Below are 15,506 nucleotides of genomic sequence, written 5' to 3'. Positions count from 1 at the left end.
CCCCCTCTGTCGCCTTCGGCGACATCTCCCCCTCAAGGGGGAGATTACGCAGCTCACCCCGCAAGCCGGCTAACCATCTCGTGCTGCGCATAGGCGCGGCCGAAGCGGTTGGCTAGAAACGCATCGAGCGCGATGTCCTCCTGCTTGATGAAGCCCTTTGCCGGCAAGGTGCCGTCGGCCAGCATGTCGAGCACGGCGCAGATGGCGGACGCCGTGGTGATCTGGATGGCGCTGCGCACCGTTTCGCCGACACGCTTGGCGTAGATCTTGTTGGCGTAGGTCTCTTGCAGCAGGCGGCCATTCTTGCGGCCGCTGACGGTGACGAAGACGATAACCACGTCCTGCAGCGTCGCCGGCAGGGCGCTTTCGAAAATGTCCTTCAGCACGTCGCGGCGGTGGCGCAGGCCGAGGTCGTTGAGCAGCGCCTTCATGATCGCGGCGTGGCCGGGGTAGCGGATGGTGCGGTAGTTCAGAGTGCGCACTCTGCCCTTCAGCGTTTCGGCCAGCGTGCCGAGCCCGCCCGAGGTGTTGAATGCCTCGTAGGTGACGCCGTCGAGCGAGAACTCCTCGCGCTCCTCGAGCGGCGGCACCTCGATTAGCTCGCCTTCGACGATCGCCTCACAAGGCTCGCAATATTCGTTGATGACGCCGTCGGTGCTCCAGGTCAGATTGTAGTTCAGCGCATTCGACGGGTATTGCGGCAGCGCGCCGACCCGCATGCGCACGCTTTCCAGTGTGTCGAAGCGGCTGGCGAGATCGTTGGCGACGATCGAGATGAAGCCCGGCGCCAGGCCGCATTGCGGGATGAAGGCGCTGCTGCCGGAACGAGCCAGCTCCTTGACCCGCCTGGTGCTGACGACGTCCTCTGTCAGATCGAGATAATGCACGCCGGCGCTGGCCGCCGCCTCGGCGATGCGCGTGGTCAGATGGAAGGGCGCGGCGCTGAGCACCGCGAACTTGCCGGCCAGGGCGGCTTCGAGGGTGCCGGCGGCCTCGATGTCGAGTTCCAGCGTCTGGACTGTTTCAGGCAGTTCGGCCGCGCCGAGCTGCGCCGCCGAGCGGTCGACGAGCGTGACACGGTAGTCGCCCGTGGAAGCCAGCATCTCGGCAATGGTCGAGCCCATCTTGCCGGCGCCGACGACGATGATTTCTTTCATGACCGGTCCCTCGCACCAACGTTAAATTTGATGGCTAGAATCGCAGCTTGCCTGTTGAAAGGAAGCGTGGAATTGTACTAAACGCAGTATCTCTTTGTGCAATATGCCGGTAAGGTTCGTCGAAATGCTCAGCGATGCCGACCAGGCTCTGCTTTCCCTGCTGCGCATCAATGCGCGCGCCTCGACCGCCGAACTGGCGCGGCGGCTCGGCGTCTCACGAACGACGGTGCAAAGCCGGATCGAGCGGCTGGAACAGCGCCGCATCATTGCCGGCTATGGCGTCCGGCTTTCACCGGACTACGAACAGGGACTGGTCAGGGCGCATGTCCTGCTCACCGTCACCCCCAAGCTTGCCGACAAGGTGGTGCGCAGCCTGCAGGCGCTGGCACCGGTTCGCACGCTGCACTCGGTCAGCGGCAATTTCGACATGATCGTCATCGTCGAGGCGCCGTCGATCAGGGATCTCGACACGCTCCTCGACCAGATCGGCGCCATGGACGGGGTCGAGCGGACGTCGTCGTCGATCATCCTGTCGACGCGGATCGACCGCTGAGCGGTGGAGCATAGTACCTAGCGCTCCTAGTCGACGTGCCGCTGCTGTGCAGAACCCTTTTTACGCGCCGGAGGGACAGCGCCCCCCTCTGTCCTGCCGGACATCTCCCGCACTTGGGGGGAGATCGGCAGCTTCGCTGACAGCGCCCCTCTTGCAAGGTTGGTGGTTGGCGAAATCAGTGATGATGGCCAATCTCCCTCTTGTGGGGGAGATGTCCGGCAGGACAGAGGGGGCGCGAAGAATCACCGAGCGTGGTGACTAAGCTGACACTCCTGTAGCAAAGCGCTGGATGAAAATCGCTGTGGCAGGCATAAGGGCGGTCACGCAAAGAGTTCTAGAGGAGGCCCCCTTGCCCAAGCAGTGTTTTGGAAAATCCCATGTGCCGTTGTCGCCGGCGGTCAGGGCCGGCGATTTCGTCTATGTCTCAGGCCAGGTACCGGTCGGCAGCGACGGGCTGGTGGTCAAGGGCGGCATCGCCGAACAGACCGAGCAGGTGCTGTCGAACGTCAAGGGGGCACTGGCGCTGGCCGGCTGTACCCTCGACGACGTGGTCAAGACGACGGTCTGGCTGGAGGACGCGCGCGATTTCGGCATTTTCAACACCGTCTATGCCAGGCATTTCCCGAAAGACCCGCCGGCGCGCACGACAGTGGAGTCGCGGCTGATGATCGACATCAAGATCGAGGTCGAGGCCGTTGCCTACAGGCCGGCCTGACGGGCAAGCGGAGACAGGCGCGATGCAATTCGATCTGCTGATAAAAGGCGGCCGCCTCATCGATCCGGCGTCCGGCCTCGACGCGCAACGCGATCTGGCGATTGCCGACGGCCGTATCGCCGCGATCGACGCCGAAATCCCCTTCGAACGTGCCGCGCGCGTCATCGACGCCACGGGCTCCATCGTCGCGCCGGGCCTGATCGACCTGCACAGCCATGTCTATTGGGGCGGCACCTCGCTCGGCGTCGATGCCGACCGGCTCGCCGCAAAGAGCGGCACCACCACCTTCATCGATGCCGGAAGTGCCGGCGCCGGCAATTTCCTCGGCTTTCGCCGCCACGTCATCGAGCGCTCGAAGGTCCGCATCCTGGCCTATGTGAACATTTCCTTTGCCGGCATTTTCGGCTTCTCGCAGACCGTGGCGGTCGGCGAGTGTAGCGACCTCCGGCTCTGCGAACCGCGGGAAACGGTGGCGGCGGCGCGCGAGCACGCGGACGTGGTTGTCGGCGTCAAGGTTCGCTCGGGTCGCCACGCCGGTGGCACCAGCGGCATCGCGCCGGTCGATCTCGCGCTCGAGGCCGCCGACAAAGCCGGCCTGCCGCTGATGGCGCATATAGACGAGCCGCCGCCCGGCCGCTCGGAAGTGCTGCCGCGGCTGCGCAAGGGCGACATCCTCACCCACTGCTTCCGGCCGTTTCCCAACGCGCCGGTCTTCGCCTCGGGGGCGGTGCGGCCAGACATGCGGCTGGCGCGCGAGCGCGGCGTCATCTTCGATATCGGCCACGGCATGGGCTCGTTCGATTTCGAAGTGGCCAAAGCGATGCTGAGCGAAGGACTGGCGCCGGACGTGATCAGCAGCGACGTGCATCTCTACTGTGTCGACGGGCCGGCCTTCGACATTCTGGTCTGCATGTCGAAACTGCTGGCGCTCGGCATGCCGCTTGTCGAGGTGCTGCGCGCCGCGACACAGCGGCCGGCCGAAGCGATCGCCAGGCCCGATCTCGGCAGGCTTGCGATTGGTGCGGTCGGCGACGTCGCGGTGCTGCGGCTGCGCCCGGGGCGCTTCACCTTTGTCGATTCGGTCGGCGCCTCGCTGGTCGCCGAGCAAAGGTTGGTCTCGGACGGCATCGTGGTCGGCGGCACCTGGTGGCCGAACGAGGCGGTGGACGATCTCGGCGAAACCGAGCGCTTCGAAGCCCATCCGCACGGCACGCATGTCGATGTTGTGAGCCGGCATTTCGGGCGTCGGTGATCTCCCCCCTTGAGGGGGAGATGTCGCCGAAGGCGACAGAGGGGGTCGGTTCGACCGGGGCTCGCCTTCCTGCAACGGATGGAGGTTGGCGCTCGACGCGCGGCGACCCCCTCTGGCCTGCCGGCCATCTCCCCCTCAAGGGGGGAGATCACAGCTTCGCACCGGCGCGCCATAGACCGGCGTCGGAATGCCTTCCATGCGCGCCTTGATCTGCAGCGCGACGTACTTCGAATAGAAGCGCGACAGCGCCAGATTGCCGCCGTGGAACCACAGCGCTTCCTGCGCCGTCGGCTTCCACATGTTGCGCAATTCGCCTTGCCACGGCCCGGGGTCGCCTTTCACGCCCGAGCCAATCCCCCAGCACGGCCCGACCTTGTCGGCGACTTCGCGCGAAACGATCGCCGCCACTGTCTCGTTCATCGAGAGATAGCCGGTGCAGGCGATGATTGCGTCGGCTGCCAGTTCGGTGCCGTCGTCGAAGAGGATGCCTGTCGGCGTCAGCGACTTGATCCCGACGCCGCTGCGGATGCCGATCTCGCCGTCGATGATCAGGTCGCAGGCGCCGACGTCGATGTAGAAGCCCGAGCCGGTGCGGTAGGCCTTCATCAGGAGCCCAGTCTCGTCGTCGCCGAAATCGATGGCGAAGCCGGCGCCGCGCAAGCGATCGTAGAAGGCCGCGTCGCGCGCTTTGATGATGTCGTAAAGCGCCCGCTGGCCTTGCGGCAGCAGCGCGAACGGGGTCGAGGCGACGATCATGTCGGCCTTCTCCGTGGTGATGCCGCGGGCCAGGGCCTTTTCCGAGAATATCTCGAAACCGATCTCCATCAGCGTGTCCGACTTGACCACCGTCGTCGGCGAGCGCTGGACCATGGTCACCTCGGCGCCGCTCTCCCAGAGGTCGACGCCGACGTCATGGCCGGAACTTGCCGCGCCGATGACTGCGACCTTTTTGCCGCGGAATTTCTCGCCGCTGGAATACTGGCTGGAATGCAGGATTTCGCCTTGGAAGACCTCGGCGCCCGGCAGGTCGATCGGCCTCGGCGGGCCGTAGGCGCCGGTCGCGAAGACGATGTGCCTGGGCTTCAGCGTGATGCGCTCGCCGGCGCGGTCGAGCTCGACCGTCCAGACCTTTTCGGTCTCGTCATAGGAGGCGCTCACGCATGGCGTGGAGGTCCAGTAGTTGAGCTCCATGACGCGCGTATACATCTCCAGCCAGTCGCCCATCTTGTCCTTGGGCGTGAACACCGGCCAGTTTTCCGGGAACGGGATGTAGGGCAGATGGTCGTACCAGACCGGGTCGTGCAGCACGAGCGTGCGATAGCGATTGCGCCAGGAGTCCCCGGCCTGGGCGTTCTTCTCGATGACGATGGCCGGCACGCCCAATTGCCTGAGTCGCGCCCCCAGCATGATGCCGCCCTGGCCGCCGCCGATGACCAGACAATAGGGCTGCCGGCTAACGCCGAGGTCACGCGCCTCGCGGCGCCTCGCCTCCAGCCAGGTTTCGCGCTCCGGATCGGCCTTGTGGCGGACGCCCAGAGGCCGCGCCGGGCCCTTGCGCTCCTCAAACCCCTTGAGATCGCTCATTGCCGTAAACAGCGTCCGGCATTTGCCGTCCCTGAGGCGCATGATGCCTTGCCCCCATGCCGATGACGTCTCGAAAGAAAACCAGGCTTCGATGGTGCCTTCGTCCGAAGTCGCTTCGCCGCTGAGCTGCCACTGGGCAGGCTTCGTGGTTGCCAGCGTCGCCGTCAGCATGTCGCGGATCGCGGCGCGGCCTTCCATCGTCTTGATGTTCCAGGTGAAGGTCAAAAGATCGCGCCAGTAGCAGTCCTCGACGAACAGGTTGATTGCGGCCTCGACGTCGCCCGCTTCGAGCGCCCTGGCAAAGGAACCGAGCCAGGTGGCAGCCTGTTTCGATGGTGCGATGTCGAGCATCTGTCTTCCCTAACTTCCAGAGACGGTGGCGCTGCCCTCATTCTTACCCTGTCCCGGTTCTTTGCGGGAGAGGGTGAGGGCAGCGCAAACGGTCCGGAAGCTAAGGGCGCAGCGTAAGGCTGAAGCGACTGCCGCTGCGGTCAGGCCCGCGCGCGGGCCTGATCCGAACCGCTATCCAGCCATGCAAGATCGGCCGGCGAAAGTGAGATGTCGAGCGCCTGGAGGCTGTCTTCAAGTTCATCGAGCGAGCGCGGCCCGATCAGCGGGACGGACGGGAAGGGCTGCGCCAGGACGTAGGCGAGCGCGACGTGGATCGGGCTCTTGCCCAACCGTTTGGCGAGCTCGATGGCGCGGTCGCGGCGGCCGAAATTCTTGTCCGAGTACCAGACGCGGACCAACTCCTCATTGTCGCGCCGGTCGCGGCCGGCGCGATCGGTGAAGAAGCCGCGGCCCTGGCTCGACCAGGCGAAATTCGGCATCTGCCGAGCGCTAAGCCAGGCCTTCCATTCATCGCTGGAGGAGGTGACGCAGCCTGCCCAGATCGGCTCCAGCATCTCGGCCAATGAGAAATTGTTGGAAAGCGCGCCGGGCTTCTGCTTGCCGCTGCGCTCGGCATAGGCAATCGCCTCGTCCATGCGTTCCATTGTCCAGTTCGAGCCGCCGAACGGACCGCGAATGCGGCCGGCCTTGACCTCGCGGTCCATCGCATCGACGAATTCGTCGACCGGCACGTCAGGATTGTCGCGATGCATGAAATAGACGTCGATATGGTCGGTCTGCAGCCGCTCGAGCGACTGGGTGAGCTGCTTGCCGATGACGTCGGGATAGCAGAGCGGCGAGTGCGCACCCTTGCCGATGACCACCGACTGCTCGCGCACGCCACGGTTCTTCAGCCATTGGCCGAGCAGCGTCTCGGTATAGCCGGAACCGTAGACGAAGGCGGTGTCGAACAGATTGCCGCCGGCCTCGAAATAGGCATCGAGCAGGATGGCGCCCGACGAAAAGGTGCGGAAATCCTCGAAGCCGAGCGCCAGGCACGAGGCGGGCCGCGGCAGGCCCGGAATGCTGCGCTTGGGGATGGCGGTCCCGCCGGAGCGCAACTTCCGTCCGGAGATGGTGTTGACGCGCTTTGCCGGTTTCTCGATGTCGTATTCGAGCCCGATTGCGGCTCGCCATTTATCGAGCACACGCAGATTGCCGAGACTGTCGGCCCAGCCCATGCCGGGCCAGGCGAACTCCTGCTTCCCGCCGAGAATGGCCTCGCCGGCGGCGTCGACCTCGAACGCGTAAAGCCAGCCGTCCTCCTTGACCTCGACCACCTCGGTGTCACCCGGACGGATGATGCGGATTTCGCCGGTGCCGCCTTGCTGGCCGCCGGCAAACCAGAAATCCGCGACCTCGATGCGGCCCTTGCTGCCGAGAATACGCAAGACATTGTCCTGCGCGAGCGAGATGCTGCAGGACACTTCCGCGACGATGCCGCCCGGAAAATGCAACAGCGCCGACGCCCATTCGTCGACGCCGGATTGGCCGAAATGCGCAGCGCCGACCACTTTGTCCGGCTCGGCGAAGGGCTTTCCCGCCGCGGCGCCGGCAATCAGCCGCGCCATCGAGACGGGATAGCCGCCGACATCGAGAATGCCGCCGCCGGCGAGATCCTTGGCGTAGAGACGGTGCTCCGGCATGAAGCTCGGCATGGCGAAGCCGAAGCTGGATTTGATCACCTTGATGTCGCCGATCGCACCGGCCTTGACCAACTCGACCAGCTTGGCCGTCTGCGGATGCAGCCGGTACATGAAGGCTTCGCCGAGAAAGGTGCCGGCCTTGCGCGCGGCATGGATCATGGCGTCGGCCTCGAATGCGGTCAGGCCAAGCGGCTTTTCGCAAAGCACATGCTTTCCGGCCTCGGCTGCCTTGATCGCCCATTCGGCATGGCTCGGATGCGGCGTCGAAATATAGATCGCGTCGACATCCGGATCGCCAAGCAAAGCCTCGTAGCCGTCGAGGATGCGGGCGCCGGGGAAAGCCTCGGTGAGCCCGGCCTTGCCGGGATTGCGCGCCCCTAAGGCGACCAATGTGCCGGTGCGCGAATGGGCGACGCCGCCGGCAAAGGCCTTGGCGATGTTGCCGGGCCCGAGAATGCCCCAGCGAACTTTTTCTGGTTTGGACGTCATGTCAAATCTCCGTGGGGTGGCCGCGAGCAATCGCGATCGGACAAAAGAAAGATGGGTTAGCGAATGCGTGCGCCGGTGGCGTCGAAGAGAAGCGAGCGGTCGGCCTTGATCGACACCACCAGGTCGTCGCCGTTCGCGCGATGCCGCGAGGCCTCGCGCTCGATGATCAGTTCCTCGCGCCCGCCCCCGGTTCCGGAATTGGCATAGACATAGCTCACCGATCCCAAGTGCTCGGCGACGTCGGCCTTGAGGGTAAGGTCGCAATCGCCCTGGCCGGCGTCGAAGAAATGCTCCGGCCGCACGCCAAGCACGACATCGCCGCCTATCCCAGGCAAGGCATCCGAAAGCGGCTTGCGCAGTCGCGCGCCGCGATGGTTGACCAGTTCGACGACCGCTGCGCCGTTGGCGGCGCCAACCAATTTCGCCGCCAGGAAGTTCATCTTCGGCGAGCCGACGAAGCCGGCAACGAAGCGGTTGGCGGGGTCGTCGTAGAGGTCGAGCGGCGCGCCGATCTGCTCGATATTGCCGGCGTTGAGCACGACGATCCTGTCGGCCAGCGTCATCGCCTCGGTCTGGTCGTGCGTCACATAGACCATGGTAACGCCAAGCTCCTTATGAAGGCGCGATATCTCGACGCGCATCTGCACCCTGAGCTCGGCGTCGAGATTGCTGAGCGGTTCGTCGAACAGGAACACTTGCGGCTCACGCACGATGGCACGGCCGATGGCGACGCGCTGGCGCTGGCCGCCCGACAATTGCCGCGGCCGCCGCTTCATCAGCTCGGCGATGCGCAGGATTTCGGAAGCCCGCTTTACCCGCCGCTCGGTATCTGCCTTGGGGTTGCCGGTCATTCTCAGGCCGAAGCTCAGATTCTGCTCGACCGTCATGTGCGGATAGAGCGCGTAGGACTGGAACACCATGGCGATGCCGCGATCGGCCGCCTCGACGTCGTTCACCACTTTGCCGCCAATGGCGATCTCGCCGTCGCTGATGTCCTCGAGCCCGGCGATCATCCGGAGCAGCGTGGACTTGCCGCAGCCGGAAGGGCCGACGAAGACGACGAATTCGCCGTCATCGATGTCGATATTGGCGCCGTGGACGATTTCGAAGACGCCGAAGCGCTTGATGACGTTTTTGAGTGTGACTGCCGCCATGGTGATCCTTACTTGATGGCGCCGGCAGCGATACCGGCAACGAAATGGCGCTGCAGAAGCACGAACACGACGAGCATTGGCGCCGTCAGCATCACCGCGCCCGCCATGATGCCGCCCCAGGACACCTTGGTGAGACCGATCAGCGTGCCGAGCGCCACGGGCGCGGTCATTGCGCCCGGCTTGGAATTGATCAGCAGCGGCCAGAGATAGTTGTTCCAGGAGGCAAGGAAGAGGATGATGGCGAGCGCCGCCAGCATCGGCCGCGCCAGAGGCAGGGCGACGAACAGGAATATCCGCCATTCCTTGACGCCCTCGACCTTGGCGGCGTCGAACAGCTCGTGCGGCATCATCGAAAAACTCTGCCGCATGAACAGCACGCCCAGCGAATTGAACAGCGGCGGCACGATCAGCGCTACCCAGGTGTTGGCGAGCTTAAAGTCGCGCGCCACCATGATGAATTGCGGGATCAGCACGACCGCATAGGGCAGCGTGATGGTGCCGAAGATGATGGCGACGACCATGCCCTTGCCGAAGAAGTTGTAACGCGCCAGCGCCCAGCCGGCCATCGAGGTTAGCATCACCGACAGGAAGGTATAGGTCACCGCCACCGAGACGGAGATGCCGATGGCGCCGATGAAATTGGTGCCGCGCTGCAGATTGCCGACATTGTCGAGGAAGTTGCCATGCGGCAAAAGCTCGATGTCGGGGCTGAAGATGCCGTTGTCGGGCATCGTGGAAAAGACCACCATCATCCACAGCGGAAACAGCCAGACCAGCGCCAGCGGCGTCAGGAAGAGATGCAGTGCGATGCTGCGGCCCAATCTGGCCTGGGAACGGCTGACCCGGGAATGGCCTATTGGGGAACGCGAGGTCATTTCGGTTCCCTCGTCAGCCATATCTGTACCAGCGAAATGGCGATCGCCAGCCCGGCCATGGTGTAGGCGATGGCCGAAGCGTAGCCGAAATTGAGCGACCGGAAGCCCTGGCGGTAAAGCAGCAGCCCGAGCGTTTCGGTGCCGCCGCCCGGCCCGCCGCGCTCGGTGATCAGGAAGGGCTCGGTGAACAGCTGCATGGTGCCGATGATCGACAGCACGGCGCAGAACACGATGATCGGCTTGAGCAGCGGCAGCGTGATGTAGAAGAACTGTTTGACCTTGCTGACCCGGTCCAGGGTCGCCGCCTCGTAAACATCCTCGGGAATCGACTGCAGGCCGGCGAGCAGGATGATGGCGTTGTAGCCGGCCCAGCGCCACGTCACCGCCATCATGATCACCGCCATCGCCGGGGTGACGTTGGTAAACCAGTCGACACTGGGCAGGCCGATGCTGTTCAGCAATTTGTTGATGATGCCGTAGTCGAGATTGAACATCAGCCGGAAAACCGCCGAATAGGCGACTTCGCCGACCACGACCGGCGCGAAGAAGGCAAAGCGGAAAAGGCCACGCGCCTTGAGCAGCGGCGAGTTCAAAAGCACCGCCATCACAATCGCCAGCGAAATCATCACCGGCACCTGGATGACAAGGATAAGCAATGTGTTCTTCAAGGCATTGAAGAAGGCCGGATCGCCGATCAGCCGGCCCCAGTTGAAGGTCGGCGCAAACCGCCACGGCACGGTGCGCGTCGCCTGGAACGAGATCAGGAAGGAATCGATGATCGGCCACAGCCAGAAGATCGAGAAGATCAGCAGATAAGGCGCGAGAAAGCGATACGCCGTGGCGTTCTGGTAGCGCATCGTTTTCCTCCTTTCTGCTTTTCAAGTCTCTTGCCTTCTCCCCTTGTGGGAGAAGGTGGGTCGGCGCGTAGCGCCGAGACGGTTGAGGGGTGATGGCCGGAGTGCCGCCGGCGCCAAGCTGGAGCACCCCTCATCCGTCGCCTTCGGCGACCCCTTCTCCCACAAGGGGAGAAGGGGAGCCGTGCGCTCGGAGCCGCCTCCTTCAGATCACGACTTGACCGGCAGGCCGGTCGCCGCGGCGATCTGGCTTGCGGCATCGTCGAGCGCTGCCTTGGCGTCGGGATAGCCGCCGGCCAGATATTTGGTCTGCACCGCGCGGATGATGATTTCGGCGTCGCTCTGGAACGGCGTGCCGCGGCTGGGTACGACCTTCGGCAAGGTGCCGAGGATGTCCTTCCACACGGCTTGGCCGCCCCAATAGGGCAGGCCTTCGGAGACATAAGGGTCGTTGAGCGCCGAAATCAGCGACGGCACCAGGCCGAAGCCTTTCAGCATGGTGATCTGGCCTTCATTCGTCGCAAGCGTGTATTTCAGATAGGCGTAGGCGGCTTCCTTGTTCTTCGACACCGAGGTGATGGCGAGCGAGGAGCCGCCGAGATTGGCGGCGCGCGGACCGTCGGCGGTCAGGCTCGGCATCAAATAGACGCCCCATTTGCCTGCCCCATCGGGCGATTCGGTGCGCACGGTGCCTTCATACCAGCCGCCATACATCTGCGTGGCGACCTTGCCGGCGGTGTTGTTGGTGATCTTGGTGCTCCAGTCGGCAGAGGAAATGATGCCGGCGTCCTTCATCTCCTTGATCTTGGTCATGGCATCGACGCATTTGGGCTGGTTGACGGTGATCGATTGCCCGTCGGCGGAGAAGTAGGCGCAGCCCTGCTCGTTGGAGATCATGCGGAAGAATTCGGAATCGCCGTTGAAATCGGCGTTGGTCATCGTGACGCCGGGATTGGCGGCCTGGATCTTCTTGGCGGCGGCGATGAAATCGTCCCAGGTCTTGATCGAGGACGGATCGACGCCGGCCTTCTCGTAGAAGTCGCGGCGGTAGAACATCGCCACCGGGCCGGAATCCCACGGCATCGCATAGGCCTTGTCGTCAACCTCGAGCTCGGTGCGCTTGAAGTCGGGGAATTTTGCCTGGTCTTCCGCGGTGTAGCCGAGCGTGTGCAGGTCGACGAAGCAATCCGGGAACTGGCTCCAGTAGTTTTCCGCTTCGCCGTTCTCGATCGTCACGATGTCCGGCAGCCCCTCGCCGCCGGCGGCACAGCCGGCGATCGACTTGTCGTAGGTCGGCTGGTTGCCGAGGTCCTCGACCGTGACCTTGATGTCGGGAAACTGCTTGTTGAAGCCCGCTATGGTGGCCTTCAGCGACGAAGCGGCGATATTCCAGCTCCAGATCGTGATTTCACCGGACTGCGCAAAGGCCGGGCTGGAGCCCAAGGCAAGCGCGAGCGCGGCGCAGGTCAATTTTATGCGCATCGAAATCCTCCCATTTCAGTTGCTCTCTGTTTGCGAGCGTGGCTAGACTAGGCCTCGGGAACGCCTTGTCCGCGACAAAGGGAATAAGAAATGAGCGGAAAGTAAGATGCCGGAAAGGCCGTTTTACCAGCCCGGCGCCAGCAGCGTGGAGGGCCTGCCGCTGCTGCTGCAGATGTTCCACACCCAGCCCCTGGTGATGCTCAAGCCACATTGGCACGCCCAGGTTGAGGTGAATTTCATCGTGCGCGGCGCCGTGCACTACCGCATGGACGGACACGGGCTTTCCCTCTCTGCGGGCGACATGTGCCTGTTCTGGGGCGGCCTGCCGCACCAGATGGACGAAGCCTCCGACGATGCCATCTATGCCGGCGCGCATCTGCCGCTGGTGCATTTCTTCCGGCTGCATTTGCCCGTCGATGTCCGCAACAGGCTGATGACGGGGGCGACGCTGGTGACCGACGCCACCGACCGGTCGGACGACCACAATTTCGAACGCTGGAACCGCTATGCCCGCTCCGGCGACCCGGTCAAGGCCGAGCATGCCGTCAACGAGCTTTTGCTGCGGCTGGAGCGGGTGCGCTTCGAGCCTTACCGGCTCGTGCCCGAAACCCCGGTCGAACAGGCGATAGGCAGTCCCTTCGATCAGCAATCGTTGCGCAATGTCGGGCGCATGTGCGACTTCATCGCCGAGAATTTCCTCTACGAGATCGATTGCGTCGACATCGCCGCGGCGGCCGACATCCATCCCAAGTACGCCATGAGCATCTTCAAGAAATCGACCGGCATGACGCTCAACGAATATGTGAATTTGCTGCGCCTCAGCTACGCGCAGGCGCTGCTGATGCATCAGGACGCCAATGTGCTGCGCGTCGCCATGGAATCGGGCTTCGGTTCGCTCAGCGCCTTCAACAAGTCATTCCGCAAGCTTGCCGGCATGTCGCCGTCGGATTTCCGCAGGGGCGTGGCGGGCGCCAGGTGACGGCTGGATTTAGCCCAAAGTAGCCAGGCTTCTCGGCAAGCGGTTCATCGGCGACGGCCCGTTGCCGATGATCAGGAACTGGTCCTCGAGATTGAAGCTGGCGAGACCGTCGATGTAGAGCGGGATCTCGAATGCCAGCACCATGCCGGCTTCGATCACGACATCGCTGTCGGCCGAGATGAATGGCCATTGCTCCGAAAATACGGAATGGCCGACGCTGTGGCCGAAATGGCCGCGGCGATAGGAACGCAGGCCCTGGCGCGCCAGGCTTTCGCTGGCGGCGCGATGCACGGCGGCGAGCGGCTTTCCGGGCATGAGCGCGGCAAGCCCGTCGGCGAAGGCGCGTTCGGCTATCGCATGCAATTCGGCCTGTTCGGGCGACGGTGGCCCGAAGGTGAAATTCCGCGACATGTCGGAGGCATAGCCGTTCACGCTGCAGACCATGTCGGCCTTGAGCGGATCGCCGGCGGCGGCGACCGCATCGGCGCTTTTGGGGCGAGCGCCCAGCGTGACGTATTCCGCCGTCGAGATTTGCTGCGACGACCCGGAGGCTGCATCGGCGACGCCTTGCCGGTAGAGCGCGACCAGCTCAGACTGACGCATGCCGGTCGCTGCATGCTGCTGCAGCCGCGACAGGCCGGCTTCCGACAGGACGATGCCCCGCTGCAGAAGGTCGATCTCGCTCTGCGATTTGATTGCCTGCAGCCTGTCGAGGATCTGCGAGCCGTTGACCAGGGCAGTCCCCGTCAACATCGCCTGCATCGCGGAAAAATCGCTGGCCGGGACAAAATCCAGCTCGATGCCGAGCGTTGCACGCTCCAGCCCGAATTCGGCGAGGATCATTTTCAGCTCGCGGACGGAGCGGGCAAGCTCGAAGGTCGCCGGACGTGAAAAACCGGGCGCGCGGCCAACCAGGCCCGCCTCGATGCGCTGCGCAATGGGCCGGTCGGCCGTCGCCGGCTCAAGCGACGCCGATTCGATCCAGATCGGATGCGTGCGCAGGACGGCATCGGGCGCCGCCGCGCGCAGCTGGGCAGCCTGGAAATCCGCCACCACGACGCCGATCGGCAGGTCGCCGCGCTTGGGGATGACGACGAAGCCGGCGCCGGCGCGCCGGAACAGGCCGGCCGGGCCGATCCAGGCGCCGGTGGCATACTGGAACGCCTCGGGCTCGCAAAGCACCAGCGCCTCGATGCCGGCGCGCTGCATCAGGTCTGTTGCGCGCTCGCGGTCGACAAAGCCGGTCATGGGTTCCCTCCAGTGCGATCGAATTCGATGCCGACGCGGCGGCATTTGGCCTCAGCGTAGCTTCAGTGCCGCGGTGGAGCAGCTTTTTTCTGGAAGCGCTGTTCACCTTGAGAGTTCGACGCCAGGACGGGAAACGAAAAAGCCGCGGCGAACCGCGGCTTTTCAACGCGACAATTGTCGGCTTCGAAAGCTTATTCGGTTTCGTCGGAAGTGTCGTCGGCAGTGTCTGCCGCGTCTTTCGCGGCCTTCCTATCCAGCGCTGCCTGCAAGGCCAGCGTAGCCCGCGGTGAGGCCGGTGTCGTTGCAACGACCGCCATTGCATGAGCAACTCCGGTCGTCGACTTGTCCTTGGCTGCGGCGGAGGTGGCGGCTCCGTGTCCCTGCGAGCCGGCCCCGGCCGAGTTTCCGCCGTTACCGTTGCTGCCGCCATTGCCGTTGCCATTGCCATTGCCGCCGGGAGCAGCGAGGACCGGAGACGCGACAAGGGTGAGAGCGGCTACAGTCGCGAACAAACAGGTGCGCGTTTTCATAGTTCCTCCTTCGAGTCGCCCTCCCGCCAGGATGGGTTCCAGATGAAAAGCGTCAGGACTTTCCAGAGTGGAAGCCCGCTATCTAACAAGCTTTGTCCAAACACAGCATTCTGCAAGACGGACCTTGGTCCGGGATCGACGCGCAAAAGTCTGAAATCCCAGGAGCTTACTTCCCGCAAGGAGACGCGTGCTGGTCAAGGTGGCAAAGCGACAGACTCGCTTCGCCTAAGCAGCCAAAGCTGGCGTACGATCCCACGGGGGCGAGGTGATCGGGCTATGTCGGCCATTTTAGCAGGCTTGAAATCGCCGCGACCTCAACCGCCCAAATGCGAAAAAGCCGCGGCGAACCGCGGCTTTTCGATGCTTGATTTCCCTTGAGAGAAATTGGAGCGGGTGAAGCGATTCGAACGCTCGACCCCAACCTTGGCAAGGTTGTGCTCTACCCCTGAGCTACACCCGCTCGCGCGGCTTTTGGGCCGCAAGCCGCGCCTATATGGCTGAAGAGCGCGGCGATTGCAACAGGGAATTCGCAGGCTTTTTGCTTCGCCGGCAATGCGGACAAGCCATCCTGCGAGACGTCGCAAGGCAATCGCCCCCG

The 15,506-nt window shown here is 64.0% G+C and carries 13 protein-coding genes and 1 tRNA gene; 4 read left to right on the top strand and 10 right to left on the bottom strand.

Going from position 1 to position 15,506, the window contains the following annotated elements; translation table 11 throughout:
- Positions 1-53: 53 nt before the first annotated feature.
- Positions 54-1,157: a saccharopine dehydrogenase family protein gene (locus NKJ40_RS14160; protein WP_352466545.1), complete on the bottom strand. Its 1,104-nt coding sequence runs from the start codon at positions 1,155-1,157 to the stop codon at positions 54-56.
- 124 nt (positions 1,158-1,281) lie between these two features.
- On the opposite strand from NKJ40_RS14160, the gene NKJ40_RS14155 reads away from it, so the two are divergent.
- The 3 genes from NKJ40_RS14155 to NKJ40_RS14145 all read left to right on the top strand — a co-directional run bounded on the left by NKJ40_RS14155 (position 1,282) and on the right by NKJ40_RS14145 (position 3,677).
- Entirely contained in the window at positions 1,282-1,710 is a 429-nt protein-coding gene (locus NKJ40_RS14155) for an Lrp/AsnC family transcriptional regulator (RefSeq protein WP_352466544.1), read from the top strand.
- Positions 1,711-2,059: 349 nt separating this feature from the next.
- Entirely contained in the window at positions 2,060-2,425 is a 366-nt protein-coding gene (locus NKJ40_RS14150; RefSeq protein WP_352466543.1) for a RidA family protein, read from the top strand.
- A 22-nt stretch (positions 2,426-2,447) separates the two neighbouring features.
- Positions 2,448-3,677 carry an amidohydrolase/deacetylase family metallohydrolase gene (locus NKJ40_RS14145; protein WP_352466542.1) on the top strand — a complete coding sequence of 410 codons (1,230 nt, stop codon included), beginning with the start codon at positions 2,448-2,450 and terminating at the stop codon, positions 3,675-3,677.
- 135 nt (positions 3,678-3,812) lie between these two features.
- Here the strand turns inward: NKJ40_RS14145 and NKJ40_RS14140 are convergent, their stop codons facing one another.
- From NKJ40_RS14140 to NKJ40_RS14115, 6 genes are all read right to left on the bottom strand, one after another.
- Positions 3,813-5,612, bottom strand: a complete 1,800-nt coding sequence (locus tag NKJ40_RS14140) for an NAD(P)-binding domain-containing protein (protein ID WP_352466541.1) — start codon at positions 5,610-5,612, stop codon at positions 3,813-3,815.
- Positions 5,613-5,752: 140 nt separating this feature from the next.
- Complete coding sequence (locus tag NKJ40_RS14135; protein WP_352466540.1) at positions 5,753-7,786, bottom strand: aldo/keto reductase; 2,034 nt, start codon at positions 7,784-7,786, stop codon at positions 5,753-5,755.
- 56 nt (positions 7,787-7,842) lie between these two features.
- Complete coding sequence (locus NKJ40_RS14130; RefSeq protein ID WP_352466539.1) at positions 7,843-8,940, bottom strand: ABC transporter ATP-binding protein; 1,098 nt, start codon at positions 8,938-8,940, stop codon at positions 7,843-7,845.
- Positions 8,941-8,948: 8 nt separating this feature from the next.
- Positions 8,949-9,815 (bottom strand): carbohydrate ABC transporter permease, encoded by an 867-nt coding sequence (locus NKJ40_RS14125; protein WP_352466538.1) that lies wholly within the window; start codon positions 9,813-9,815, stop codon positions 8,949-8,951.
- On the bottom strand, positions 9,812-10,672 hold the full coding sequence (locus NKJ40_RS14120; RefSeq protein ID WP_023720572.1) for a carbohydrate ABC transporter permease: 861 nt from the start codon (positions 10,670-10,672) through the stop codon (positions 9,812-9,814). The genes NKJ40_RS14125 and NKJ40_RS14120 overlap by 4 nt, the downstream gene beginning before the upstream one ends.
- A 207-nt stretch (positions 10,673-10,879) precedes the next feature.
- A complete protein-coding gene (locus NKJ40_RS14115; RefSeq protein WP_352466537.1) occupies positions 10,880-12,151 on the bottom strand; it encodes an extracellular solute-binding protein in 1,272 nt (423 codons plus the stop codon).
- Between the two features lie 106 nt (positions 12,152-12,257).
- Here NKJ40_RS14115 and NKJ40_RS14110 point away from each other — a divergent pair, with 106 nt between their 5' ends.
- Positions 12,258-13,130, top strand: coding sequence for a helix-turn-helix domain-containing protein (locus tag NKJ40_RS14110; RefSeq protein WP_352466536.1), 873 nt, complete (start codon positions 12,258-12,260; stop codon positions 13,128-13,130).
- Between the two features lie 9 nt (positions 13,131-13,139).
- Here the strand turns inward: NKJ40_RS14110 and NKJ40_RS14105 are convergent, their stop codons facing one another.
- From NKJ40_RS14105 to NKJ40_RS14095, 3 genes are all read right to left on the bottom strand, one after another.
- A complete protein-coding gene (locus NKJ40_RS14105; RefSeq protein WP_352466535.1) occupies positions 13,140-14,378 on the bottom strand; it encodes a M24 family metallopeptidase in 1,239 nt (412 codons plus the stop codon).
- Between the two features lie 191 nt (positions 14,379-14,569).
- Positions 14,570-14,908 (bottom strand): hypothetical protein, encoded by a 339-nt coding sequence (locus tag NKJ40_RS14100; RefSeq protein WP_292665306.1) that lies wholly within the window; start codon positions 14,906-14,908, stop codon positions 14,570-14,572.
- Positions 14,909-15,293: 385 nt separating this feature from the next.
- Positions 15,294-15,368, bottom strand: a tRNA-Gly gene (locus NKJ40_RS14095).
- Between the last annotated feature and the right edge of the window lie 138 nt (positions 15,369-15,506).

It is taken from the genome of Mesorhizobium sp. M0119 (assembly GCF_040322615.1).
GTDB lineage: Bacteria > Pseudomonadota > Alphaproteobacteria > Rhizobiales > Rhizobiaceae > Mesorhizobium.
Note: the sequence above shows the minus strand (reverse complement) of the source record. Positions and strands in the feature narration are given on the sequence as shown.